Source organism: Saccharopolyspora sp. NPDC050389 (assembly GCF_040655595.1).
In the GTDB taxonomy this organism is placed as follows: Bacteria; Actinomycetota; Actinomycetes; order Mycobacteriales; family Pseudonocardiaceae; genus Saccharopolyspora.
On sequence record NZ_JBFAKG010000004.1, the window covers coordinates 91,095 to 113,685 of the forward strand.

19 protein-coding genes are annotated in these 22,591 nt (G+C 71.0%); 11 read left to right on the forward strand and 8 right to left on the reverse strand.

What is annotated here, in order from left to right; translation table 11 throughout:
- Positions 1-31: 31 nt before the first annotated feature.
- The 3 genes from AB0I53_RS03800 (at position 32) to AB0I53_RS03810 (ending at position 3,320) form a co-directional block, all read left to right on the forward strand.
- On the forward strand, positions 32-1,237 hold the full coding sequence (locus tag AB0I53_RS03800) for a M20 family metallopeptidase (RefSeq protein WP_358595919.1): 1,206 nt from the start codon (positions 32-34) through the stop codon (positions 1,235-1,237).
- Entirely contained in the window at positions 1,234-2,562 is a 1,329-nt protein-coding gene (locus tag AB0I53_RS03805; RefSeq protein ID WP_358595922.1) for an MFS transporter, read from the forward strand. The genes AB0I53_RS03800 and AB0I53_RS03805 overlap by 4 nt, the downstream gene beginning before the upstream one ends.
- A gap of 107 nt (positions 2,563-2,669) precedes the next feature.
- Entirely contained in the window at positions 2,670-3,320 is a 651-nt protein-coding gene (locus AB0I53_RS03810) for an MOSC domain-containing protein (protein WP_358595924.1), read from the forward strand.
- Positions 3,321-3,373: 53 nt separating this feature from the next.
- Here the strand turns inward: AB0I53_RS03810 and AB0I53_RS03815 are convergent, their stop codons facing one another.
- Entirely contained in the window at positions 3,374-4,867 is a 1,494-nt protein-coding gene (locus AB0I53_RS03815; RefSeq protein ID WP_358595926.1) for an MFS transporter, read from the reverse strand.
- Between the two features lie 66 nt (positions 4,868-4,933).
- Here AB0I53_RS03815 and AB0I53_RS03820 point away from each other — a divergent pair, with 66 nt between their 5' ends.
- The 8 genes from AB0I53_RS03820 (at position 4,934) to AB0I53_RS03855 (ending at position 13,757) form a co-directional block, all read left to right on the forward strand.
- Positions 4,934-5,482: a TetR/AcrR family transcriptional regulator gene (locus tag AB0I53_RS03820; protein WP_358595929.1), complete on the forward strand. Its 549-nt coding sequence runs from the start codon at positions 4,934-4,936 to the stop codon at positions 5,480-5,482.
- Positions 5,483-5,639: 157 nt separating this feature from the next.
- Positions 5,640-7,022, forward strand: a complete 1,383-nt coding sequence (eccB, locus tag AB0I53_RS03825; protein WP_358595932.1) for a type VII secretion protein EccB — start codon at positions 5,640-5,642, stop codon at positions 7,020-7,022.
- Positions 7,022-9,259, forward strand: a complete 2,238-nt coding sequence (locus tag AB0I53_RS03830; RefSeq protein ID WP_358595935.1) for an ATP-binding protein — start codon at positions 7,022-7,024, stop codon at positions 9,257-9,259. Before eccB ends, AB0I53_RS03830 begins: the two co-directional genes overlap by 1 nt.
- A gap of 70 nt (positions 9,260-9,329) precedes the next feature.
- A complete protein-coding gene (locus AB0I53_RS03835) occupies positions 9,330-9,968 on the forward strand; it encodes a response regulator (RefSeq protein WP_358596250.1) in 639 nt (212 codons plus the stop codon).
- Between the two features lie 500 nt (positions 9,969-10,468).
- The gene (locus AB0I53_RS03840) at positions 10,469-11,128 is read left to right on the forward strand and encodes a response regulator transcription factor (protein ID WP_358595938.1); all 660 of its coding nucleotides are present in this window, start codon (positions 10,469-10,471) and stop codon (positions 11,126-11,128) included.
- A gap of 46 nt (positions 11,129-11,174) precedes the next feature.
- Positions 11,175-11,807 (forward strand): ATP-binding protein, encoded by a 633-nt coding sequence (locus tag AB0I53_RS03845; protein WP_358595941.1) that lies wholly within the window; start codon positions 11,175-11,177, stop codon positions 11,805-11,807.
- Positions 11,804-12,979, forward strand: coding sequence for a S8 family serine peptidase (locus AB0I53_RS03850; protein WP_358595944.1), 1,176 nt, complete (start codon positions 11,804-11,806; stop codon positions 12,977-12,979). Before AB0I53_RS03845 ends, AB0I53_RS03850 begins: the two co-directional genes overlap by 4 nt.
- Positions 12,980-13,382: 403 nt before the next feature.
- Entirely contained in the window at positions 13,383-13,757 is a 375-nt protein-coding gene (locus AB0I53_RS03855) for a VOC family protein (protein WP_358595946.1), read from the forward strand.
- A gap of 154 nt (positions 13,758-13,911) precedes the next feature.
- Here AB0I53_RS03855 and AB0I53_RS03860 read toward each other — a convergent pair whose 3' ends face one another.
- The 7 genes from AB0I53_RS03860 to eccCa form a co-directional block, all read right to left on the reverse strand.
- Positions 13,912-15,162: an alpha/beta hydrolase gene (locus AB0I53_RS03860; RefSeq protein WP_358595948.1), complete on the reverse strand. Its 1,251-nt coding sequence runs from the start codon at positions 15,160-15,162 to the stop codon at positions 13,912-13,914.
- A 35-nt stretch (positions 15,163-15,197) separates the two neighbouring features.
- Positions 15,198-15,965 carry a transglycosylase SLT domain-containing protein gene (locus AB0I53_RS03865; RefSeq protein WP_358595951.1) on the reverse strand — a complete coding sequence of 256 codons (768 nt, stop codon included), beginning with the start codon at positions 15,963-15,965 and terminating at the stop codon, positions 15,198-15,200.
- A gap of 12 nt (positions 15,966-15,977) precedes the next feature.
- Complete coding sequence (locus AB0I53_RS03870) at positions 15,978-17,213, reverse strand: PPE domain-containing protein (RefSeq protein ID WP_358595955.1); 1,236 nt, start codon at positions 17,211-17,213, stop codon at positions 15,978-15,980.
- A gap of 5 nt (positions 17,214-17,218) precedes the next feature.
- The gene (locus AB0I53_RS03875) at positions 17,219-17,578 is read right to left on the reverse strand and encodes a hypothetical protein (protein WP_358595958.1); all 360 of its coding nucleotides are present in this window, start codon (positions 17,576-17,578) and stop codon (positions 17,219-17,221) included.
- Between the two features lie 269 nt (positions 17,579-17,847).
- The gene (locus AB0I53_RS03880; RefSeq protein WP_358595961.1) at positions 17,848-18,177 is read right to left on the reverse strand and encodes a hypothetical protein; all 330 of its coding nucleotides are present in this window, start codon (positions 18,175-18,177) and stop codon (positions 17,848-17,850) included.
- Positions 18,178-18,212: 35 nt separating this feature from the next.
- Positions 18,213-18,569: a WXG100 family type VII secretion target gene (locus tag AB0I53_RS03885; RefSeq protein WP_358595964.1), complete on the reverse strand. Its 357-nt coding sequence runs from the start codon at positions 18,567-18,569 to the stop codon at positions 18,213-18,215.
- A 26-nt stretch (positions 18,570-18,595) separates the two neighbouring features.
- Positions 18,596-22,588 carry a type VII secretion protein EccCa gene (gene eccCa, locus AB0I53_RS03890; RefSeq protein WP_358595967.1) on the reverse strand — a complete coding sequence of 1,331 codons (3,993 nt, stop codon included), beginning with the start codon at positions 22,586-22,588 and terminating at the stop codon, positions 18,596-18,598.
- Positions 22,589-22,591: the final 3 nt, after the last annotated feature.

Below are 22,591 nucleotides of genomic sequence, written 5' to 3' on the forward strand. Positions count from 1 at the left end.
CTGGACGAGAGGTTGAGAGAGGTTCACGACGTTGGATCTGTTGGATGACGCCTGGGCGTTGCAGCCTGACCTGGCCCGGGTGCGCGAGGCGCTGCACCGGGATCCCGAGGTCGGCCTGCACCTGCCGCGCACCCAGGAGCGGGTGCTTGACGAACTGCGCGGGCTGCCGCTGGAGATCAGCACCGGCACCGAGACGACATCGGTGACCGCCGTGCTGCGCGGTACCGGCTCCGAACCCGCCCCGGAAGGGCGGACCACCGTGCTGCTGCGCGGAGACATGGACGCGCTGCCCGTCGAGGAGCGCTCCGGCGAGGAATTCGCGGCCACCAACGGCGCGATGCACGCCTGCGGCCACGACCTGCACACCACCGGCCTGATCGGCGCCGCTCGGCTGCTGAGCGCGCACCGCGACCGGCTGGCCGGCGATGTCGTGTTCATGTTCCAGCCGGGCGAGGAAGGCTATGACGGCGCGCGCGTCATGATCGAGGAGGGCGTGCTCGAAGCGGCGGGCCGCCGCCCCGACCACGCCTACGCGCTGCACGTCGTGCCGCACCGGCTGCCCGCCGGCCTGATCTCCGGCCGGGCCGGTGTCACGCTGTTCGCGTCCTACACGCTCGAAGTCACGGTGCGCGGCACCGGCGGGCACGGCGCGACGCCTTACGAGGCAAGGGATCCGATCGTCGCCGCCGCCGAGATGGTCGGCGCGCTGCAGACCGCGGTGACCCGCTCGTTCAACGTGTTCTCCCCCGTCATCGTCACGGTCGGGGTGCTGCGCGCGGGCACCACCGCCAACATCATCCCGGACACCGCGTCGTTCGAGGCCACCGTCCGGGCCGTCGATCCCGGCGCCGAACCCGAGCTGCGCGAGGTGTTCGGCCGGTATCTGCGGGGGATCGCGGCGGCGCACGGCGTCGAAGTCGACGTCACGCTGACCGCGGGATATCCGGCCACCGTCAACGACGCCGCCGAAGCCGAATACGTCGGCGGTGTCGCACGCGAGCTGTTCGGCGAAGAGCGCTACCACGCCGCGGAGCACCCGTCGCAGGGATCCGAGGACTTCTCTCGGGTGCTGCAGGAAGTTCCCGGCGTGCTGCTCTTCCTCGGCGCCCACGTGCCGGGAGTGGAACCGGGAAAGGCGCCGGCGAACCATTCGCCGCTGGCCCGATTCGACAGCTCCGTGCTCGGCCAGGCATCCGCACTGCTGGCCGGCCTCGCCGCAGAAAGGTTGTGTGCATGAGCGCGCCCACTGCTCCTCTGTCGCGACGCAAGGTCCTGATCGGGCTCGGCCTCGGCAACGCCATCGAGTGGTACGACTGGGGCGTCTACGCCGCGTACTCGGTGTTCTTCGCCTCGCAGTTCTTCCACAGCGGAAGCACCGGATCCGATCTGCTCAAGACGCTCGCGGTGTTCGCCATCGGCTTCGTGGCGCGGCCCATCGGCGGGATGTTCTTCGGTTGGATGGCCGACCGGGTGGGCCGCAAACCGGTGATGACGCTGAGCATCGGGATGTCCGCCGGGTCGTGCTTCGTCCTCACGTTGTGCCCCACCGCGGACCAGGTCGGGCTGCTCGCGCCGACGATCCTGGTGCTGGCGCGGCTGGCGCAGGGCTTGGCGCACGGCGGCGAGCTGCCGTCGGTGCAGACCTATCTCGCGGAGATCGCGCCTCCGGAGCGCCGGGGCCTGTGGTCCAGCGTGATCTACGTGTCCGGCGGTATCGGGACGTTGTTCTCCATGGCGCTCGGCGCAGCGCTCTCCGCGCTGCTCAGCCCCGAGCAGATGGCCAGCTTCGGATGGCGCATTCCGTTCGTGCTCGGCGGTTTCCTCGGGTTGTACGCGCTGGTGCTCCGCAAGAAGTTCACCGAGACCGACATCTTCAAGGCCGCGGCGAACGCCGAGCCCGCCGAGAAGAAGGCCCGCCCGAAGCAATCGACCCTGCGGATGCTGCGGGCCAACATCAAGCCGATGCTGTGGGTGGTGGGCATCAACGTCGGAGGCACCATCGTCTACTACGTATGGGCCATCAACGCCCCGACGTTCGCGATCTCGCAACGGCACACCGACCCGACCGGCGCGATGCTGGCCGGCGCGGCGGCGACGGCGCTCTACATCGTGGCGATGCCGTTCTGGGGCATGCTGTCGGACCGGATCGGCCGCCGGCGGCTGCTGCTGATCGTCTGGCCGGTGTACCTGGTGCTGTTCTACCCGCTGAACATGCTGATCCAGGGCGAGGTCTGGCAGCTGTTCGTCGCGATGTCCATCGGCGTGGTGCTCAACGGCGTGCTCAACGCGATCGGCCCGGCGATCACGGCCGAGCTGTTCCCGACCGGAATCCGGGCGCTCGGCCTGGCCGTGCCGTATGCGCTGACGGTGGGCCTGTTCGGCGGCACCGCGCCCTACATCCAGACCTACCTGTCGGAGCTGGACATGTCGGGTTGGTTCAACATCTACGCGATCGCCCTGGGCGTGATCACGCTGATCACGTTCTGGCTCCTGCCGGAAACGAAGGGCATGAAGCTCGGCGACGAAAAGCAGAACGCCCCGCAGAACACCGCAACGCAGTAAGCACCGCGACGAAGCCCGGCATCAGGATTTCCTGATGCCGGGCTTTCTCGATCTCGCGCCGGAAGACGGTTTGAGGCGGCGACGTCGATCCGGTTAGCGTGCGGATCATGCCCTTCGTGCCGTCGGTCAACGTCGGCTTGGCACGTCCCATCGCGGCCAAGTCGGGTTCGACCGGCATCGACAAGCTCCCGGTGGCTTCTCCCGTCGCCGTGTGGGAGCCGCCGCCGAGCGGCAGCGGGCTGGCCGGCGACACTATCTGCGACACCGCCAACCACGGAGGTCCCGATCAGGCCGTTTACGCCTACGCGCGCGAGGATCTCGACTCCTGGGAACACGAACTCGGCCGCACGCTCCGGTCCGGGACCTTCGGCGAGAACCTCACCACGGAAGGGCTGGACGTCACCGGCGCGCTGATCGGGCAGCGGTGGCGGATCGGCCGTGATCTCGTGCTCCAGGTGACCGTGCCCCGGATCCCGTGCCGGACGTTCGCCGTTTGGCTGGGGCGAAAAGGCTGGGTGAAGACCTTCACCCAGCGCGCCGTTCCCGGTGCTTACCTGCGGGTGGTCCGGCCGGGATTCGTCAACGCCGGCGATCGCATCGAGGCCGAGAACCGCCCCGATCACGACGTGACCATCGGCGTGGTGTTCCGGGCTTTGACCACGCAACCCGAACTGCTGCCGCGCTTGCTGGCGGCGGAAGAGCTGCCTGAGGACGTCAGGGCCAGAGCAATCGCCCGCTGCCCGTTCGAGCTCTACTGAGGCCGTGAGTGTTTCGGGGTGCCATGGCACCCCAAAACACTCACGACCCCTTGTCAGCGGCGGGTCAGGACCCACCACGCCTGCACCGCCGCGTAGGCGAGGATCACCGCTCCGACGGCGCTGGTGATGTGCACGCCGAAGGTGAAGGCGTGCGCCGCCGACTCACGCAGCGCGATGCCCTGCTCCACCGGCAGCTCGGCCGCCGCCGACACCGCGCCGCCCAGCGTGTCCCGCACCGTGTCCACTATGGACTCCGGGATGTCGGTGACGTCGATGCGGCCGCGGTAGGCGGCGGTCAGCACGCTGCCGAGGATCGCAGTGCCCATCGCCGCACCCAGCTCGTAGCCGGTCTCCGAGATCGCCGAGGCCGCGCCCGCGTTCTCGGGGGCGACGCTGTTCATGATCGTGTCGTTGGTCGCCGTCTCGGTGATGCCCGCGCCGAGACCGACCACCATGAACGCCACGACCACCAGCCAGGTTCCGCCCTGCGCGGGCAGCAGCACCATCAGCAGGTAGCCGAACGCCGTCGCGAGGATCGCCGCACCCAGCAGTTCGGCCAGCCGGACCCGGCGGATCAGCCGCACCGCCACCAGCGACCCGAGCACCGACAGCGCGATGCCCGGCAGCAGCGCGAGACCCGCGCGCAGCGGGCTCATGCCCAGCACGAGCTGCAGGTACTGGGTCATGAAGAACAGCCCGCCGACCATCACGAACACCGCCAGCAGGTTGCTGGCGACCGCGACGCTGAACCGCGGGTTGCGGAACAGGTCCAGGTCGAGCATCGGGGCGTCCAGCCTGCGCTGCCTGCGCACGAACGCGTAACCGGCGATCACCGCGACCGCCACCGCGGGCAGCGCCAGGGCGCCGCCGCCGGCGAACTCCTTGATGCCGAGGACCAGCGCCAGCATCGCCAGCAGCGACAGGCCCGCGCTGGGCAGGTCGTAGCGGCCGGGCGCCGGATTGCGCGACTCCGGGATCACCAGCGGGCCGACGATCAGCAGCAGCACCATCACCGGCAGGTTGATCAAGAACACCGAACCCCACCAGAAGTGCTCCAGCAGCAGCCCGCCGAGCAGCGGGCCGAAGGCGGAGCCGCCGGCGAAGGTCGCCGTCCAGGCCGCGATCGCGGTGGTCCGGGCGCGCGGGTCGGTGAAGATGTTGCGGATCAACGACAGCGTCGAGGGCATCAGCGTCGCTCCGGCGACGCCCAGCAGCGCGCGGGCCGCGATGAGCAGCTCGGCGGTGGGCGCGAACGCCGCCAGCGCGGAGGCGAGGCCGAAGCCGGTCGCGCCGATCAGCAGCAGCCGGCGGCGGCCGATCCGGTCGCCGAGCGTGCCCATGGTGACGAGCAGGCCGGCCAGCATCAGCGAGTAGATGTCGACGATCCACAGCAGCTGCCCGCCGGTTGGCCGCAGCTCCTCGCTGATGTGCGGCAGAGCGAAGCTCAGCACCGTGTTGTCGACCGAGATCAGCAACACCGGGAGGAGGAGGGCACCTAGCGCCGTCCACTGCTTGCGGGAAATCTGAGGCGAATTCAGCTTTAACATCTTCTACTCGTTTCGACTGTACCGTCCAGACGGTATAGTAACCGTCCGGACGGTACAGTGCCACCCATGGCAGCCACCAGCACCCGAGACCGCATCCTCGACGCCCTACAGCGGATCCTGATCCGCCAGGGCACCGCTGCGGTGACCCTCGAATCGGTCGCCGCGGAGGCCGGCGTGTCCAAGGGCGGCCTGCTCTACCACTTCCGCTCCAAGCACGCGATGTTCCAGGGGCTCACGCGGCGGATCGACGAGGACGCCGAGGCCGAATTCGCCCAGGCCACCAGTGAGGGCGTGGACGTCGTCCGGTACTTCCTGCAGACCTCGCTGCCCGCCTCGGACGAGGAGGCGGCGCTGTACTGGTCGGTCATCGCGGCCCTGCGCAGCGGCGAAGGACTCACCGACGACGGCACCGAGGTGCTGGCCAGGGTCTTCAACCGCTGGTCCGAGCTGCTCACCGACTACATCGGCGACCCGGTGCTGGCCGAGACCGTGCGCCTGGTCGGCGACGGCCTCTACCTGAGCGCGCTGTCCGGCCTGCCGCGCCCGCACCCGGATCTGCTGCGCCAGGTCTTCGACCGGATCCTCGAACAGGTCGCCGCGGCGCGCCGGGACTGAGCGCCACCATTCCCGACCGCCGCGAGAAGAGGGCTTTTGGGTACGTCGCTCGAAACGTGGCGAGTGTTACCCAGTTCGTATACAAAAGATCGTACCGCTGAGTAAGATTCCCCTCGACCAAATTGGCTCGTCGGGAATTCCATGCGGGGGTCGCACGGTGTGGACGCAGCGGGATCAGATCCAGGCATACCGATTTCTCCGCCGCAGGCTGGTATCCGCGCTCGTCTCGGCCGACGCCAACCATCCGGTCGCTCCCGCCAAACGGGTCGTCCTCGGCACGGCGCTCGGCCTGGCGGTCGCGCTCCTGGTGGGGGCTGTGTTCGGTGTCATCGGCCTGCTCGCCCCGGCGCGGGCGGAGGCGTGGCGACAGGGCGGCCAGGTGATCATCGAGAAGGAGACCGGCACCCGGTTCGTCCTCGGGCAGGACGGCCTCCTTCATCCGGCGCTCAACTACGCGTCGGCGCGGCTGCTCGCGGGCGGTGATGGCGGCAAAACCGTGACGGTGTCCGCGAAGTCGCTGAGCGGCGCACCTCGCGGCGCTGCGGTCGGCATCGCGGGCGCGCCGGATTCGCTGCCGGGAAGCGATCGCCTGCTGACCGGCGCCTGGACGACGTGCACCCGCGTCGCGCCCGACCGGCCGAGCGGCGAAGCCCCGACCGCCACCGTCCTGTTAGGACCGGGTGGCGACGGCACCGAACTCCGCGAGGGGCAAGCACTGCTGGCCCGGCTGCCCTCCGGCGAACGCTTCCTGGTGACCGGCGGGCACCGGTACCGGCTGGGCGGTGAGCGCGCCGTGGTCGCGCTCGGATACGCGGCGGCCGAAGACGTTCCGGTGGCGCCAGCGTGGCTGAACACCCTTCCGGCGGGCCGGGATCTGACCACCATCGCCGTGCCGGACGCAGGCAAGCCCGGCATCCGGGTCGGCTCCGAAACCCGCCCGATCGGCCAGGTGCTGGTGTCCGAGGTCGGCGAGTACTACCTGGTCCGGCGCGACGGCCTGGCCGTGATCACCGAGACCGAGGCGGATCTGGTGCTCGGCGCGCCGGAGAACACCGCCGCCTACCCCGGCCGGCGCCCGCACCGGGTGGAGGTCGCCACCGCCGACATCGGCGGCGTGCCGCGATCCCCGGAACGCCAGGACGGATACCCCGACCGGCACCCGGATCCCGTCAAGCCCGGCCGGGCGCCGACGGTGTGCGCCACCGGCGAGCGGATCACGGTCGGCACGGCACTTCCCTTGCGGGGCGGGGAGAAAGTCGTCCCGGTGACCGCGCCCACCTCGGACACCGCCGCGGAGGTGTACGTGCCGGGCGGAGCCGGTGCGGTCGTCGCCGAGGAACCGGCCCCGGGCGTTCCCGCCGGGACGGTGTATCTGATCACCGATGCTGGGATGAAGTACCCGATTCCGGGTGACGAGGCGATTTCCGCGCTCGGTTACGGAACTCGGCTGACGCACGGCGTGCCCGCCTCCGTGCTCGCGCTGTTCCCGACCGGCGCGGTGCTCGACCCGGCGCTGGCCGGGCAGGTGTTTCCGGGCTGATGGGTTCGGCGGAACGCGGGCTCGTCCGGCTGGGACTGCGCTACGCCGTGTGGCTGCGCTTCGTCGTGATCGCCGTGGCGAGCGGGGCCTCGCTGGCGCTGGAGAACGAGCGAAGTCCTGGCTGGGCCATCCTCATCGTCCTGGGGCTGAACGCGTGGAACGCGTGGTACGCCACCCAGATGTCGCGCTCGGCCGCGCGCTGGCCGGTCGCCGTCGACGTGCTGGTGATGTGCGCGGTCTGCCTCACCCAGGTCTGGACGACGCCCACCGCGCCCAGCCCGGAGGGCACCAGCTGGGTCCGGGTCGCGGCGGCCATCACCGTGGTCGCCTATCCCTGGCAGATCGGCGCGGGGGCGTTGGGCGCGGCGACCGCGGCGATCACCGCCGCGCACCTGGCCGGGACGGCGCTCTCGCTGCCCGAGCACTGGCTGACGGCCGCGCCGATCCACCTGTGGATGTTCATGGAAGCAGGCCTTTCCTGGGGGCTCTACCTGCTGGTCCGGCGCGGTGCCCGCACCGCCGACCAGATCGTCGCCCGCGGCGAGCGGCTGCGCCGCCAGTCGGCGGTCGCCGAGGCGCGACGCACCGACGAGCGCGAACACCTCGCGGCGCTGCACGACACCGCGTCGGCCACGCTGCTGATGGTCGGCGCCGGAGTGGTGGCCGAACGGCAGGTTTGGCTTGCGGAGCAGGCGAAACGCGACCTGGAGGTGCTCCGCGGCCGGTCCGAGGTGTCCGGCGGCGAGGTCGATCTCGCCGGCATGCTGCGGGAAACCATCACCCGGACGCCGCTGCGGGTCCGGGTGACCGCCCCGGACGAGCTGGTGGTGCCGGCCGTGGAGGCGGTCGCCCTCTGCCACGGCACGCGGGAAGCGCTGACCAACGTCGTCCGGCACGCCGGGATCGACCAGGCCGACGTGACCGTCGCGCAGCACGACGACAGCGTCGTCGTGGAGGTCGTGGACGCCGGGCGCGGATTCGACCCGGACCGGATCTCCGGCCACCGCTACGGCGTGACCGGCTCGCTCGTGGAGCGGATGCGCCGGACGGGCGGGAGCGCGCAGGTGATCAGCAGTCCCGGCCGGGGAACCCGGGTGCGGATGACGTGCCCGCTCGGCTCGGCGGAGGACGCCGGCGGCGACGCCGAGATCATCGCCACGAAGTTCCTGCAGGGCATGCAATGGGCCTTGGTGGTGATGAACCTAGTCATCCTGTGCCTGCTAGACCTGCCGAAGCTGCTGACCAATCTGGACGACTACCGGTCCGCGCCCACCCAGTTCCTCGCCTTCGCCGGATTCATCGCGGTGACCCTGATCGTGATGGTCAGCCTGCGCCGGCAGCGGCCGATCGGGCGGTGGCGCTGGCCGCTGCTGGCGCTGGTTTTCGCGTTGTCCATGGCCGGGACCGCGTCGGTGCAGCCCGAGCACCTGCTCGGCTTCGCGCACTGGTCCGAAGGAGACGCCGGCTGGACGGTGGCTTTGCTCCTGCTCGACAGCAGGATCCCCACCTTCGCCCTGACTCTCATCGCCCAGTACGTGGTGACGTTCGCGCAGGTCGGGCTCGCCGGGCACGCCGCGATCTCGTTCTCCGACGCGGTGAACGCGACCGTGCTGATCCTCTCTTACCAGACGGCGATGGGCATGATCGCCGCGGTGTTGCGCGCGCTGGCGGTGTCCTCGGCGCGGGCGGCCAGGGAGGAGGAGCAGCTGCGAACCGCCGAGGAGGTGGCGCGGCAGCTGCACCAGGACCGCAAGAACCGCTACGCCGACCTGGAAGGCACGACCGTTCCCCTGCTCGACGGCCTGGGTTCGGGCGCCCTCGACCCCGGTGACGTCTCGGTCCGCCGGCGGTGCTCGGTGGAGGCGGCGAAGATGCGCCGCCTGTTCGCCGAAGACGCTTCCACGCCGGATCCGCTGCTGCACGAGCTCCGGGCCTGCATAGAACTGGCGGAGCGGCAAGGGGTTTCCGTGCGCTTCGCCGAGTACGGCAAGCGCCCGGCGATCCCCAGGGAGGTGCGGCGCAAGCTCACCGAGCCCGCGGTCACCGCCCTGGCCACCGCCGCCGGCACGGTTCGGGTGACGGTGGCCGGCTCCGGAGACGCCGTGACGGTCAGCCTGGTAGCCGCGGCCGTCGAACCGGTGCTCGCCGAGTCCCGCTCCGACGGCGAAGTGGTCACGTCGACGGTGGTGGACGGCGGCCGGATCTGGATCCAGGCGACTTGGAGCGGCCCGACATGACTTCCTCCCCCGCTCTCCGAGGCGGGCTTCCCAAGCACAACCCGACATTGCGCAGCGGAGGTTAGAGTTGATCACGGTCGTGGTCGTAGACGATCATCCCGCGGTGGTCGCCGGCGTGCGGGCCTGGTGCGCGCTGGCCGATCCGCCGATCAAGGTGCTCGATTCGGGCCCGGCGGTGTCGGTCGCGTGGCTGGATCCCGGCGCCACCGCCGACGTGGTGATCTTCGATCTGCAGCTGGACATCACCGGCCCCGCCTACGGCGACCTCAAGCGGCTGGTGGACGCCGGCCGCCAGGTGGTGATCTACAGCATGCGGGCCGACCGGGAAACCGTGTTGACCTGCCTGGACATCGGCGCGTTCACCTACCTCACGAAGGCGGAGGGCGAGGACCACTTGGTCGCCGCCGTGCAGGCCGCGGCGAACAACACGCCGTACCTGCCGCCGTCACTGTCCGGCGCGTTCGGCACCGACGACCGGCCGCACCGGCCCAAGCTGTCGCCCCGGGAGACCGAGGTGCTGCTGGAATGGTTCCACTGCGAGTCCAAGGAAATGGTGGCGCGGCGGCTCAACCTGACGGTGCACCGGGTCAACTCCTGCCTGGAGCGGGTGCGGGTCAAGTACGCGAACGTCGGCCGGGAGGCCCCGACCAAGGCCGCCCTGGTCGCCCGCGCGATCCAGGACGGCCTGGTGCGCGCCGACGAACTCTGATTCCCCGTTACCCAGCTCCTGATCAAGGAGTCTTGGTTCCGGCATGACCTGACCGGAGCGCAAGACCGCGGACGCAGCCCCGGGCCGGAACGGGTGCTGTCGGTGTTCGACCTCCTCATCACCTCGTTCGCGCAGCCGTCGTACGGCGGCTGCGCGGTCGTCAACACCGTGACCGACACCCGGTGCGATCCGGCGATCGCCGACATCGCCCACCTCGCTCGTCGCCGCGCGCTGCTGGAACAGCGGCTCCAAGACTTGGCCGTGCACGACGCACCGGGTCTTGCCTGCTGCTGGTCATCGAAGGCGCCAGTGTCGTTACGACCATCGAGGGCGACCAAAACGCCGGCGCCAATGCCCGCGCAGCGGCGGCACAACTCGTCGAAGCGGCAACCAGGAAAGGCTGACGAACGGGCGGCCCGGAAATGGGGTACGAACGGCCCCCACCGCGCGCGAGCCGAGCTCGCTAACGTCCTCCTCGGAGATCCAATCGGGAGGAATCGGTGGAGATCAAGCGGATTCGAGTCGGGGTGGTGGAGGACCACCCGCTGTACCGCGCGGCGGTGGCCAGGATGCTCGCCGACGCGCCGGACGTCGAAGTGGATGCGGTCGCCGAATCTGTCGCGCAGTTCGCGGCCCGCAGCCGGTGTGCCGGGAGCATCGTCGTGCTCGACCTCGGGTTGCCCGGGGTACGGGGTGCGGCGGCCGTGATGGAACTCGTGCGCCGGGGCCACCCGGTGCTGGTCGTCTCGGCGATGGCCGACCGCACCGAGGTGCTCGGCGCGATGCTGGCCGGGGCCCGGGGTTTCCTGGGCAAGGACGCCGAGGGCGAGGAGATCCTGGCGGCGATCCGGGAGATCGCGGCCGGGCGCAGCCACGTCGCCCCGAAGCTGGCGGCCGTCGTGCTGGACACCTCGCGGGAACGCAACGCGGGCGCGCGCATCGAGCTCTCACACCGCGAGGCCGAGGTGCTCAGCAGGCTCGCCGCCGGCGAACGGGACCAGGACATCGCCATGGGCCTGCGCATCAGCATCCGCACGGTTCGGTCCTACCTGGACCGGATCAGGGACAAGACGGGACTGCGGCGGCGTCCCGCGCTCACCGCGTACGCGATCGAACACGGCTTTGTCACCTGTCCGGCGCCCGACCGGTTGCCGGCCTGACATCGGGAGAAGCGACGTGATGATCCTTGCGTCGACGATCTGCTTGATGGCGATGCTGACCATCAGCGTCCGGCTCGCGCACCACACCGGATACCGGCGTGGGCGCAGGCGTGAGCGGGCCGCTATGAACCGGTACCTGCACGACACCGTCCTGCCGACGCTGGAGGCGCTGGCGCTGGCTGCCCCGTCGGATGCGGCCGCTGCTCCGGCGAGGCTCGCCGAGCTGCGCCAGGCCGCCAAGGAGCAGGCCGCGTTGGTGCGCCGGGACATCATGGCCCGCCCCGAGGCGGGGCACGCGAGGCTCGAATCCGATCTGGTGGCGCTGACGGCGGATCTGGCGCGCAACCGGCTGCGCACCGAACTGATCCGGGCGGACGTGGACGACACGCTCCCGGCTCATCGGCGCACCGCGATGCGCGACGCCGTCCGGGAAGCGCTGCGGAACACGCAGAGGCACAGCGGAACCGATCACGCCTTCGTGCGGGTCGAGGAGCGCGACCGGGGCATCGCGGTGATCGTCCGCGATCACGGGACGGGCTTCGACATGGCGGGCAAGGACGCCGGATTCGGCATCAGGGAGTCCATTTCGGCCAGGATGGCGGAGGTCGGCGGGTCCGCCCGCGTCGAATCCCGCCCCGGCTGGGGCACGCAGGTCACGCTGTGGGTTCCGCAGTCATGACGCGCAGGGCACCGCTCGCCGCGGCGGTCTGCGCGGCGCTCGGTGGCGGCCTCCTCATCGGAGCGCCGCCGGCCTCCGCTCAATGCGCCGCTCCCGCCGGGGTGTACCGGGAGGCGATGGGGTGGGCACAGCGGCTCACCGACGCGTCGGGAACCTGGCCGGTCGCCGACGGAACCGGGCAACTGCTCGCGGTCGTCGGCACCGGGATCGACGCGGGCAACGCCCAGTTCGCGCCGGGACAGGTGGTGCCGGGCTCCGATCTCGGCGACTGCGACGGGCGCGGCACGTTCGCGGCGGGCATCGTCGGCGCGCGGCCCGACCCGGCGACGGCCTTCGCGGGCATGGCACCGGGCGCCCGCCTGCTCGGGATCAGGTACACCGAAACCCGCACCGGCGGCGATGATCCCGACCCGGACGCGCTGGCCGGCGCGATCCGGCGGGCCGCGGACGCTGGCGCCACGGTGATCCTGGTCGCCGTGCCCGCGCAGCGCACGAGCCCGGAGCTGGAGGACGCGGTGCGGGATGCCTTGTCCGGCAACACCTTGGTCGTGTCGCCGGCGGTGGGCGACGAACCGGGAGTGCGGTCCTACCCGACCGGCCTGCCCGGTGTCGTCGCGGTCGGCGCGCTCGACCCGTCCGGCGCGGCGGTGCAGGACGAATCGGGCCCGTACCTGTCGATCGCGGCTCCGGGCGCGGACCTGACCGGCCTCTCGGCCGGGGCCCGCGGCGGGCTCGGGCACCGTTGGGGCGTGGACGGCCCGGCGTTCTCGGCGGCGTACGTCGCGGGAGCGGCGGTGCTGGTGCGCTCCTACCGGCCGGAGCTGAGCGCCGAGCAGGTCGCCGAGCGACTCGCCCGCACCGCCAGCCACCCGCCGAACGGACACGATTCCCGGTTGGGGTGGGGCGTGCTGAACGTCGGGGCCGCCGTGGTCTCGGAGCTGCCCGACGATCCTTCTGCTCTGGTACTCCCGAACGCCCCGGCACCTCCGGCGGCGACCGTGCGCCCGGCCGCGGGCCCGGCGCCGCTGCCGGACCATGCGCCGCTACCGGGATGGCTCGCGCTGGCGGGCGTCGCAGCCGCCGCGCTCGCCGTCGTCGCCCGAACGACCATCCGGCTCGGCAAGGCCCGCGGCTGGCGCCCGGGCTCCCGATCTCGCCACCGCGCCCCCTGAGCGGCCTTCCCCGAACCCACCTCGACCTCCGGGAGAACGCCACTTCAGGGGTTCGGCCTCCCGGAGCTGCTTGACTAAATGCTTCCGCTGGTCACGGCGTGAGCCTTTCTGGGTTGCTTTAGCGGTTGTTCGGAAACTCCTTCGCGCCGTGGTGCATCTTCGCTGTCTGGTGTGGAGTGAACGGCCTGTTCGCCTCGATAGGCGAGGCAAACAGTCCGTTCACTCCATCCACCCGATGCCGCTAGCACGGAGTGAACGGACCGTTCGTCCCGATAGACGAGGCAAACAGTCCGTTCGCTTCACCCGCCTGCGGCGGCTTTCCAGCTTGGCCGCATAGTGCGCGGCTGTGGTTGGTGGCCGCTGAAAGCGCACGATGTCCTACCCCGCGTGCACAATGCAGGACATGTCTCAGTCATCTCCGCACCGGCACCACGCCATCGACTACGTCGAGCTCACGGTTACCGACCTCGAACTGGCCAAGCGCTTCTACGCCGAAGCGTTCGGCTGGCGGTTCAACGACTACGGCCCCGGGTACGCCGGCATCCGGGGCGCGCAGGACGAATCCGCGCCCGAAGTGGGCGGTCTGCGCGCCGACCAGGAGGTGCGAGCGGGCGGGCCGCTGGTGCTGCTCTACTCGACCGACCTGGACCGGTCCGTGGAGGCGGTGAAGCACGCCGGTGGCCGAGTCGTGAACGGGCCGTACGAGTTCCCCGGTGGACGCCGGTTCCACTTCACCGACCCGAGCGGGAACGAACTCGGCGTCTGGGCGGAAGCGTAGCGGGGTCGTGAGTGGGAGTGGTCGCTCGAACGACCATCGCCACTCACGACCACCGGGCTCGATCGGCGGGTAGGGAAGTGGAACGGCCGCTGAGCGACGGGGGGTTTTGCGCTCAGCGGCCGGGCTTGGTGGCTGGTCCACAGTGGTCGGTTGTTCAGTGCGCGGACTGCCTGTCTCGGACGGTGCCGTGGACGACGTCGTTGATGTCTCGCCAGGAAGCCGATCCTGGGTCCAGGATGCTGCTGTGGGAGGACGCGTCCGGGATGAACCAGCCATCCGAATCGCGGCTGGACGGCAGCGGCGTGACGCCGGGGAAGTCGTCCGGGTCGGGCCCGTGGACGCGGCCCTGCGCCCACTGGATCGGGTCGTGCTCCATCGTGACCGAATACCTGGCGCTCGGATACGGGTTGGTCAGCTCCGTCACGCCCTCGCCCATCCCCGCCGAGGCCACGTGGACCACGTTGTCCGCCCGCATGCCCGCCGCGTCGGCCAGGCCGACGATCGCCCCGCCGTAGCTGTGCCCGATCACGGTGACCTGGGCGCCCTCCCCCAGCCTCGGCCGCAGGTCGTCGTTCACGAAATCCGCCAGCCGCGGCGCCATCTCCTGCGACAGGGCCGCCGAACTCGCCTCGGGCAGGCCCTGCGGGAAGTCGCCGTTCATCCACAGCACCGACGCCGTCCGGCCGGTCGGGTCGGCGCCCGCGAAGCTGCCCACCCGGTCCGCGTAGCGGGGGAAGTCCTCCAGCCCGGTGTTCATGCCCGGCACCAGGACGGCCACCGACCGGGTGTCGGAGTCGAGCCGGCCGATCAGCCCCACGATCCGCCCGTCTCCCGACGGGTCGAACTGGATGATCTGCGTGTTGCTGTTGAGGATCTCGTCGTACGCCGCGATCTTCTCCCGGAGGTACTTGAGCTCCGCCTCGTGCCCCACCGGCCCCGGCTTCGCTTCCAGCTCCTTCAGCTCCGCGCCGGCCGCGGCCCGCGCCGCCTCGATCTGGGCCCGGTTGGCGGCGTTCAGGTCAGCGAACGAGCCGCCGGAAGTACCGTCGGCCGGCACCGGGACGGTCAGGTCCGGGTTCAGCCGCCGGATCTTGGCGGCCTGCTCGGCGTCCCAGCGGCGCACCGCGACGTTCGACGCCGAGATCCCGTCGATGATCCCGGTCAGCCTGCCGGACGCCGCTTGCAGGCCGCGCTCGTTGTGCTGGATGTTGCCGAGATGCCCGGCCTGCGCCTGCTGCGACCCGGACACGTTCGCGAACGCGGACGTCACCAGCGTTCGCGCGGTGAGGTTGCGGCGTGCTTCACCGAGCACCGCCACCTGGTCGGGCAACGCCTGCGCCGCGGTGTCGAGCGCGGCGTGGTTCACCGCGAACCGCGCCCCCGAGATCTGCTCGGAACGGTCCATTCTCCTGGCTCCTCACAAGGAATCCGAACGACCGCTCAGGTCCTGAGGGTCTGCGGGGTGATGTCGTCGAGCAGGGCTCGCTGCGCCTGCTGGGCGCGGGTAGCGCGTTCGTCGTGCCGCCGGATCATCCGCGCCGCCCAGTCCAGGTCGTCGCGGAACTTCTGGTCGCGGTCCAGCGCTTTGCTGGTGGCCTCGCAGCTGCTGGTGATGTTCGACCGGTGCGCGCCCGCCGCCGCGGACGACGCCTGCACCCTGCCGAACGCGTTCTGCGACGCGGCGCCGTGCCGCAGCGCCTGCGAGGTGTTCAGCAGCGGATTCCTGGTTCCCTCGACGAGTTTCGCCACCGCGTCGAAGAACTTCGGGATCTCGGCCCGGAAACCGTCCGGGTTGCTGCTGGACGCGCCGCCGTTCGCCGACTTCTGCGGGCCGCCCTGCCGGATCGCCTCGCGCGCCCGGCCGATGAACTCCCGGTACTGGCCGCCGGTGTAGGTCGACCACTGGCCCCATCCGTGCGCCTGGAAGATCGCGTGGGCGTTGCGCGCGTTCGTCGCCGGGTCGGCGTTCGCCGCCTCGTTGCGGTGCCGCTGGTCGAAGGCGTTGCCGTGACCGGGATTCACCGACCGGATCTGCCACAACCCGACCGACGGGCCGTACACCTCGTTCTGCAGGGACAAGTCGCCGATCGCCCCGGGGTTCCCGCGCGACTCCGCGAGCGCGACGGCGACCGCGATCCGCAGGTCCTCGCCGCTGAAACCGGCGTTCGCGGCGTGCTCCGCGATCTGCTGGTCGGTGAGCGTTGGCATTCGCCTCTCCTCCTAGAACGAGCGCTGGTCCGGCGGTTCGGCGCCGAGCACGGAGGGGGTGATGACCGAGGACTCGCCCCAGACCTCCTCGGTTTCCACCAGCCACGGCGGGATGCGGCGCGCGCCGGACATGTCCTGTCCCCCTGGCGCGAACGGCATCATCGGCATCATCGGCATGCCGCCGACGCCGCTGCCTGCCGCGTTCACCGCTCCCGCCGCGGCTCCCAGCACTCCCGCGGCTCCCATCGCGTTCGGCGCCGACGCGATGCCGCTCAACCCGGCCGCCGCCGTCGGCGCGGGCATGCCTGCCCCGCCGCCGAGCGATCCCCCGCCGAGGCCGGGCATCGCTCCGCGCGGCATGCCGATCGGCTTGGCGTCGTCCTTCTCCTCGTCCGCGGGGTCTTTCGGCTTTCCCCACTCCGGCACCTTCGGGGGCCGGAAGCCGCCGAGCCGTCCCATGCCGGCGGCCGACGCCGCGGCCAGGCCGGCGGTGAACATGTTGCCGAACAACGGCGGCGTGTGCGGCTTCTCGCCCGGCTTCGGCTCGGGCTGCTGCCCGGGCTCGGGTTCCCCTGCCCCACCGTCGGTTCCGCCATGGCCGCCGTGGCCGCCGTCATCACCGCCGTCATCACCGGCGCCGTCGCCGGGCACCGGCGCGTCCGGCACCGTCGTCTGATCCGCCAGCGGCATCCCCTGATCTGCCGCGCGGTACTTGCCGCCGAGCTCGGTCATCACCGCGATCGCCTTGGCGTGGGCGGCATCCGCGGCCGCGCTCGCCTGCTGGTGCTTCTGCACCGCCTGCGCAGCATCGGCCTGCCGCTGGCGCAGCTGGGCCACGGCCGCGGGCGAGGTCGCCTGATCGACCTCCAGCGAGGTGGTGGCCAGCCGCACCGTCTCGTCCGGTAGGTCCGCGACCTCGACCGCGGGCGGCATATCGGTGCGGGCCTTGGCCAGCGCGTCGGCCGAGTCGTGCACCCGGTCGCGGATGGCGAACGCCGCATCGGCGATCCGGCGGAGCCCGCCGGAGAGGTCCGTGATCATCACCCGGTACTGCTCAGAAGCGCCGCCCCGCCACTCGTCCTGGAACTTCGCCAGCTTGGCCTCCAGGTTGCCGGCCTGCTCGTGCAGGGCGGCGCCGACGCTGTCCCAGGAGTCGGCGGCCGGACGTACCGATGTGTCGTCGCCGCGTTGCAGCATCGCGTAGAGCTGAGAATGGCTGTACGCGGAGAAGTTCGTCGGTTCCCGCATCTCGCTCACGCCTTCCCCACACCGGGCAGGCCGACCGACTGCACGGCCGCGCCAAGCCCGGACAGCGACGAGGTGACCTGGTCGTCGTGCTGTTCGTATGCGGTGAGCACGGTGCCGGTGATCTTCTCGGCGAAGTCGATCGCCTCCCGTGCACGGCCCACCAGGCTGCGCATCTCCGCCATCGCCAGGAAGTGGTTCTCCCACAGCGAATGGGCCTCACCGAACTCGCCGAGCCGCAGCTCGCGCTCGGTGAGCGAGTCGAGCTGCCCGGACGGCCGGTCCATCCCGGACAGCTGGGTGGCGAGTTCACCGGCGAACTCCATCAGCGACTGCAGATGGACCGCGAACGACTCGTTGCTGGACATGGACATCCCTTTCCGCACATCGATGCGACCGCGCACTGGCAGCGCCGCCCCCGCTCCGGGATCGCGCACTCACCTCTCCCGATCCCGGAGCGAGGCCCCTGCCCGGATAAGGCCTGTTTCACGAGCGGCGTGGGTTCCGCTCGCAGCGCCGCGGGTTCTCAGATGCCTTCTCGCCAGGCCCCGATGCTGGACACCGGAATCCCGGAGTCGGGAAGGCATCTGAGGTTCCGCTGCTCGCACCGCTGCGCGAACCACATTTGAAACGGCTTCTACGCGCCCTGCTGGAACTTGCCGGCCAGGGCCGAGTCCAGGGCCGCGCCGTCCATCGCCGAACGGCTCAGCAACGAGCCGAGGTTGTTGATGATCTGCGTCATCTCGCCCAGCGCGCCGCGGAGGTTGGCCTCGGCGGTCCGCGCGTCGGAACCCGACTGGCTGCCGGACTGGTACCACGTTTCCCGGACCGGGCTCAGCGCCGTGTCCAGCTCCCCGAGCGCGTTGCCGATCGCGCCGGAATACCGGACCAGCGCGCCGCCCGCGTTGTCCACCGCGCCGAAGTTCATCGCGACGGTGTCACTCGACGGTCCACCCGCGTAGATCATGTCTGCTCACTCCTTCCCGGACTGGTCCGTGCGCCTCAGCCGTTGAGCCCGGCGATGATGCCGCCCGAGTGCACGGCCGCGGTCGTCTGGTTGATCTGCGTGCTCTGCTGCTCGGAGAAGCCCGCGTGCTGGTTCATGACCTCGTTGAACTTCGTCGCGATGACGGTCAACGCGTTCTGCGCGCGCTGGATCTTGTCGTTGAGCAGCATCTTGTTCTGGTCGAACGCCAGCCGCGCCGCGCCGTTGAAGTTCTGCGTCGCGCCGACCAGACCCTCCACCTCGGCGTTGAGCTTGGCCATCATTTCGCGGATCCGCGTGGCCGTGTCGTCGAAGTCGCCGGCCGCCTTGGTCATGATCGCCCGATCGACGACGACACCCTGGGGTGTGCTCATGTCGCACCTCCTTTCGACTGATGACACTAGGGACGTTCGGCGCGGCTCCCCACGGCAGAACTCACGCCGTCACCGACGGCACTTTTGCCCGCATCGAACGGAGTCCAGGCCACCTGGACCAGTTCGTGCCCGGCCCGGCGGCGCACCAGGACCCCGCGTCCGGGCGGCTGCTTGCGCGGCCGGACGTCGCCGAGCAGGGCGCCTTCGTCGCGGCTGCCCGACATCACCAGGCCCGGCGAGCCGAGCTCCCTGATGCGCTGGACCACCGGGTCGAACATGGCTCGCGCCGCGCCTCCGCTGCCGCGCGTCAGCACCAGGTGCAGGCCGATGTCGCGGGCGTGCGGCAGGAGGTCCAGCAGCGGCAGCAACGGGTGCGTGACCTTGCCGGGCGAGGCGACGAGCTCGTAGTCGTCGATGAGCAGGAACAGCTCGCGGCCCTGCCACCAGTCGCGGCGGCGGAGCTGTTCGGGCGTGATGTCCGGGCCGGGCAGGCGTTCTCGCATGGCCTGCGCGACCTGGGCGACGACGTCGTCGAGCACCGGCTCGGAACCGGCGTAGCTGAGCAGGTGCTCCTCGGCGACCGCGCCGAGCAGCCCGCGCCGGTAGTCCACCGCGATGATCCGTGCCTCGTCGGGTGTGTAGCGGTGGGCGATGCCGTGGGCGATGGTGCGCAGCAGCGCGGTTTTCCCGCTCTCCACGTCGGCGAACGCGAGGAAGTGCGGCTCCTTGTCGAAGTCGAGGAACACCGGCTGGAGGTCGGATTCCGCCACGCCCAGCGGGATCGCGCGGCCGGACGGCGCGCCGAGCCGGTCGACGGTGATCTCGCGCGGGAGCAGCCGCACGCGCGGCGCCGGCGCGCCCGGCCAGGCCCGGGAGACCTGGGCGACGAGCTCGGCGGTGCCGGTGCTCAACGTTTCGGCGCGCTGGTCACCGTCCACTCTGGGCAGTGCGCCCAGCATGTGGAGCCGTTCCGCCGTGAGGCCCCGGCCCGGTGCTCCGGCGGGCACGTTCTGCGCGGCGCGGCGATCGATCATCGAGTCGCTCGGGTCGCCGAGCCGCAGTTCGATGCGGGTGCCCATGCTGTCGCGCAGCGGCGTCGGCATGCTCAGCCACCAGGTGGTGGAGATGATCACGTGGATGCCGAAGCCGAGCCCCCGGGTGGCGAGCTTGACCAGTGAGTCCTCCAGGGAGGAGAACTCCTGGCGCACCGTCGCCCAGTCGTCGACGACGACGAAGACGTCACCGAATTCGCGTTGCCCGGCAACGCTTTCGGTGAACTCCGCGCGGCGCTGCCGGAAGGTCTGGATGGAATCGATGCCGTTCTCGGCGAAGAACGCCTCCCGCTGATCCAGCAGGGTGGTGGCCTCCGCGACGATGCGCCGGCAGCGCTCCTCGTCCCGCCGCAGGGCGTGGCCGCTGACGTGCGGCAGCCCGGCGATCGCGCCGAGCGCGCCGCCGCCCATGTCCAGCAGGAAGAACTGCACCTCCGCCGGCGTGTGGGTGAGGGCGAGCGAGGCGATCATGCCGCGCAGGAAGGTGCTCTTTCCGCTCTGCGGCGCGCCGATGAGCATGACGTTGCCCGCCGCCCCGGAGAAGTCCACCCACAGCTGGTCGCGGCGCTGCTCGAAGGGCTTGTCCACGGTGGCCACCGGGACGGCCAGGTTCGCGCTCCAGCCCCGCGGGCGGAGCCCGCGCTCCGGGTCGAGCTCCAGCGGCGGCAGCAGCTGGTCGAGAGTCGGGGGCTCGTCGAGCGGCGGAAGCCAGATCGGGTGCGCGGCCGGGCCCTTGCCGATCAGCCTGGACACCATCGCACCCATGATCGTCTCGCCGGTGCTCTCCACCTGCTCCGGCTCGGCCTGCGGCTCGGGCGCCGGATTCGGATCCACGATCTTGTTCAGCCCGAACGGGATCACTCGCCGGCCGGGAGCGAGAGCCGGCGCCGAACCGGCGGCCCGGGGCGGGAGTTCGCCGGAGACGTAGGCGGCCTTGAGCCGGCGCAGCGTGTCGGTGTCGCTCTTCAGGTAGGCCGAGCCCGGCACCGCGGGCAGGTGGTAGGCGTCCGGAACGCCGAGCACGGTCCGGCTCTCCGACGCCGAGAACGTGCGCAGCCCGATCCGGTAGGAAAGGTGCGCGTCCAGCCCGCGCAGGCGGCCCTCCTCCAGCCTTTGGGAGGCCAGCAGCAGGTGCACCGACAGGCTTCGGCCGAGCCTGCCGATCATCACGAACAGGTCGATGAACTCCGGCCTGCTGGACAGCAGTTCGCTGAACTCGTCGATGATCACCAGCAGCGCGGGCAGCGGCGCGAGGTCGGCGCCCGCTTCGCGGGCCTGCTCGTAGTCCCGCACCGACGCGTAGTTCCCCGCCGCGCGCAGCAACTCCTGGCGGCGCACCAGTTCCCCGTTGATCGCGTCGGCCATCCGGTCGACCAGGGCCAGGTCGTCGGAGAGGTTGGTGATCACCGCGCAGGTGTGCGGCAGCGCGCTCATCCCGGCGAACGTCGCCCCGCCCTTGAAGTCGATCAGCGCCAGGTTCACCGCCTCCGACGAGTGCGTCACGGCGAGCCCGGTGACCAGGGTGCGCAGCAGTTCGCTCTTGCCGGAGCCGGTCGCGCCGATCACCAGCCCGTGCGGGCCCATCCCGCCCTCGGCGGACTCCTTCAGGTCCAGCTCGACCGGTAGCCCGTCGGGATCGAGCCCGAGCGGGACGCGCAGCCGCTCGCGGGCGGCGCGGGCACGCCAGGTGGCCACCGGATCGGTGTCCCGCGGATCGCCGATGCCGAGCAGGTCAGCCAGCCCGAACGTGGTCGACATCGGCGTCTCGGCGCCGGTGGTGCCCGGGGAGTGCCACGGGGCCATCGACCTGGCCAGCGTCTCGGCGGCGGTGGTGCTCAACCGGTCCGGCTCGCCGATGTAGCGGAAGCCGACCTCGTCGTCGCTGCCGACCAGCATGCCCATGAAACCGTCGGAGACGTGCAGGAAAAGGGCGTTCGGCTGCGGCTCGGCCGGCGGCAGTTCGGACAGCTCGATCACGGTGACGCCCTGCCGCTCGGCCTCCAGCGGCACCCGGCCGCCATCGGCGATCACCACGAGGTGCGGCCGTTCGGTGTCGGCTTGCTTGCCGAAAGCCGCGCGCTCGCCGAGGTCGCCGCCGAGCAGCTCCGCGAGCGCACCGATGTCACCGGCCGCCAGCCTCGCCGGCCCGGCCGCGTCGGGATCGGTGTCGTCCTGGGCGTGCGGCAGCCACTTCACCCAGTCCCAGTCGGCCCAGCGCCGCTGCCCCAGGCACAGCCCGATCCGCAGGTCGTTCGGGGACTGGAAGGTGACCGCCTGGGCGAGCATCGCGCGCACCAGCTCGCTGGCCTCGTCGCGCTGCCCGCTGACGCCGATCCGGGCGTAGCCGCGCAGTGCGATGGCCACCGGCAGATCGGGCACCGTCGAGTAGGTGCGGATGAAATGCCGCAGCGCGGTCGAGGAAACCGGGTCGAGGTCCTCCAGCGGCGCGGTCTGCGGGGCGCGCAGCGGAGTGGCCAGCTGCTGGGGCCCGCGGCCGATGCGCACCTGCCCGAAGTGCGGATCGCGCCTGCGGCGCTCCCAGCGTCGCGGGCTCGCCACGAGCGTCCACAGGTCCTCCGGTTCGGGCTGGGCGAACAGCAGCGCGGCGCGCTGCGCCTCGGCGGTCTCGCGCACCTGCTTGCGCAGCCCGGCGAGGTAGCGCTGGTAGTCGCGGCGCTCCTCGTTGATCTTCGCCTTGGTGGACTGCCGCCCGCCGGCCAGCGACATCGTGATCATGCCGATCATCACGACCAGGAACAGGCCGCCGAAGATGTAGGTCATCGGCCCGCCGGATCGTCCGATGTAGACGAACGACATGGCGCCCATGCCCAGCATCATCGGCACCATGAACAGCATCTGCATCCAGGACTGCCCGCCCTTGACCAGGCTTGGTGGCGCCTGCAGCACGATCTCGCCGCTGTGCTGCTCCGGCGCCCGCCCCAGGCGCAGCGCTGGTTGGGTCCGCATCGG

Coding starts and splice junctions, on each gene's coding strand:
- AB0I53_RS03805 (WP_358595922.1), top strand. CDS start 1,234: ATGAGCGCGCCCACTGCTCCTCTGTCGCGACGCAAGGTCCTGATCGGG.
- AB0I53_RS03810 (WP_358595924.1), top strand. CDS start 2,670: ATGCCCTTCGTGCCGTCGGTCAACGTCGGCTTGGCACGTCCCATCGCG.
- AB0I53_RS03815 (WP_358595926.1), bottom strand. CDS start 4,867: ATGTTAAAGCTGAATTCGCCTCAGATTTCCCGCAAGCAGTGGACGGCG.
- AB0I53_RS03820 (WP_358595929.1), top strand. CDS start 4,934: ATGGCAGCCACCAGCACCCGAGACCGCATCCTCGACGCCCTACAGCGG.
- AB0I53_RS03830 (WP_358595935.1), top strand. CDS start 7,022: ATGGGTTCGGCGGAACGCGGGCTCGTCCGGCTGGGACTGCGCTACGCC.
- AB0I53_RS03845 (WP_358595941.1), top strand. CDS start 11,175: ATGGCGATGCTGACCATCAGCGTCCGGCTCGCGCACCACACCGGATAC.
- AB0I53_RS03850 (WP_358595944.1), top strand. CDS start 11,804: ATGACGCGCAGGGCACCGCTCGCCGCGGCGGTCTGCGCGGCGCTCGGT.
- AB0I53_RS03855 (WP_358595946.1), top strand. CDS start 13,383: ATGTCTCAGTCATCTCCGCACCGGCACCACGCCATCGACTACGTCGAG.
- AB0I53_RS03860 (WP_358595948.1), bottom strand. CDS start 15,162: ATGGACCGTTCCGAGCAGATCTCGGGGGCGCGGTTCGCGGTGAACCAC.
- AB0I53_RS03865 (WP_358595951.1), bottom strand. CDS start 15,965: ATGCCAACGCTCACCGACCAGCAGATCGCGGAGCACGCCGCGAACGCC.
- AB0I53_RS03870 (WP_358595955.1), bottom strand. CDS start 17,213: ATGCGGGAACCGACGAACTTCTCCGCGTACAGCCATTCTCAGCTCTAC.
- AB0I53_RS03875 (WP_358595958.1), bottom strand. CDS start 17,578: ATGTCCAGCAACGAGTCGTTCGCGGTCCATCTGCAGTCGCTGATGGAG.
- AB0I53_RS03880 (WP_358595961.1), bottom strand. CDS start 18,177: ATGATCTACGCGGGTGGACCGTCGAGTGACACCGTCGCGATGAACTTC.
- AB0I53_RS03885 (WP_358595964.1), bottom strand. CDS start 18,569: ATGAGCACACCCCAGGGTGTCGTCGTCGATCGGGCGATCATGACCAAG.
- eccCa (WP_358595967.1), bottom strand. CDS start 22,588: ATGCGGACCCAACCAGCGCTGCGCCTGGGGCGGGCGCCGGAGCAGCAC.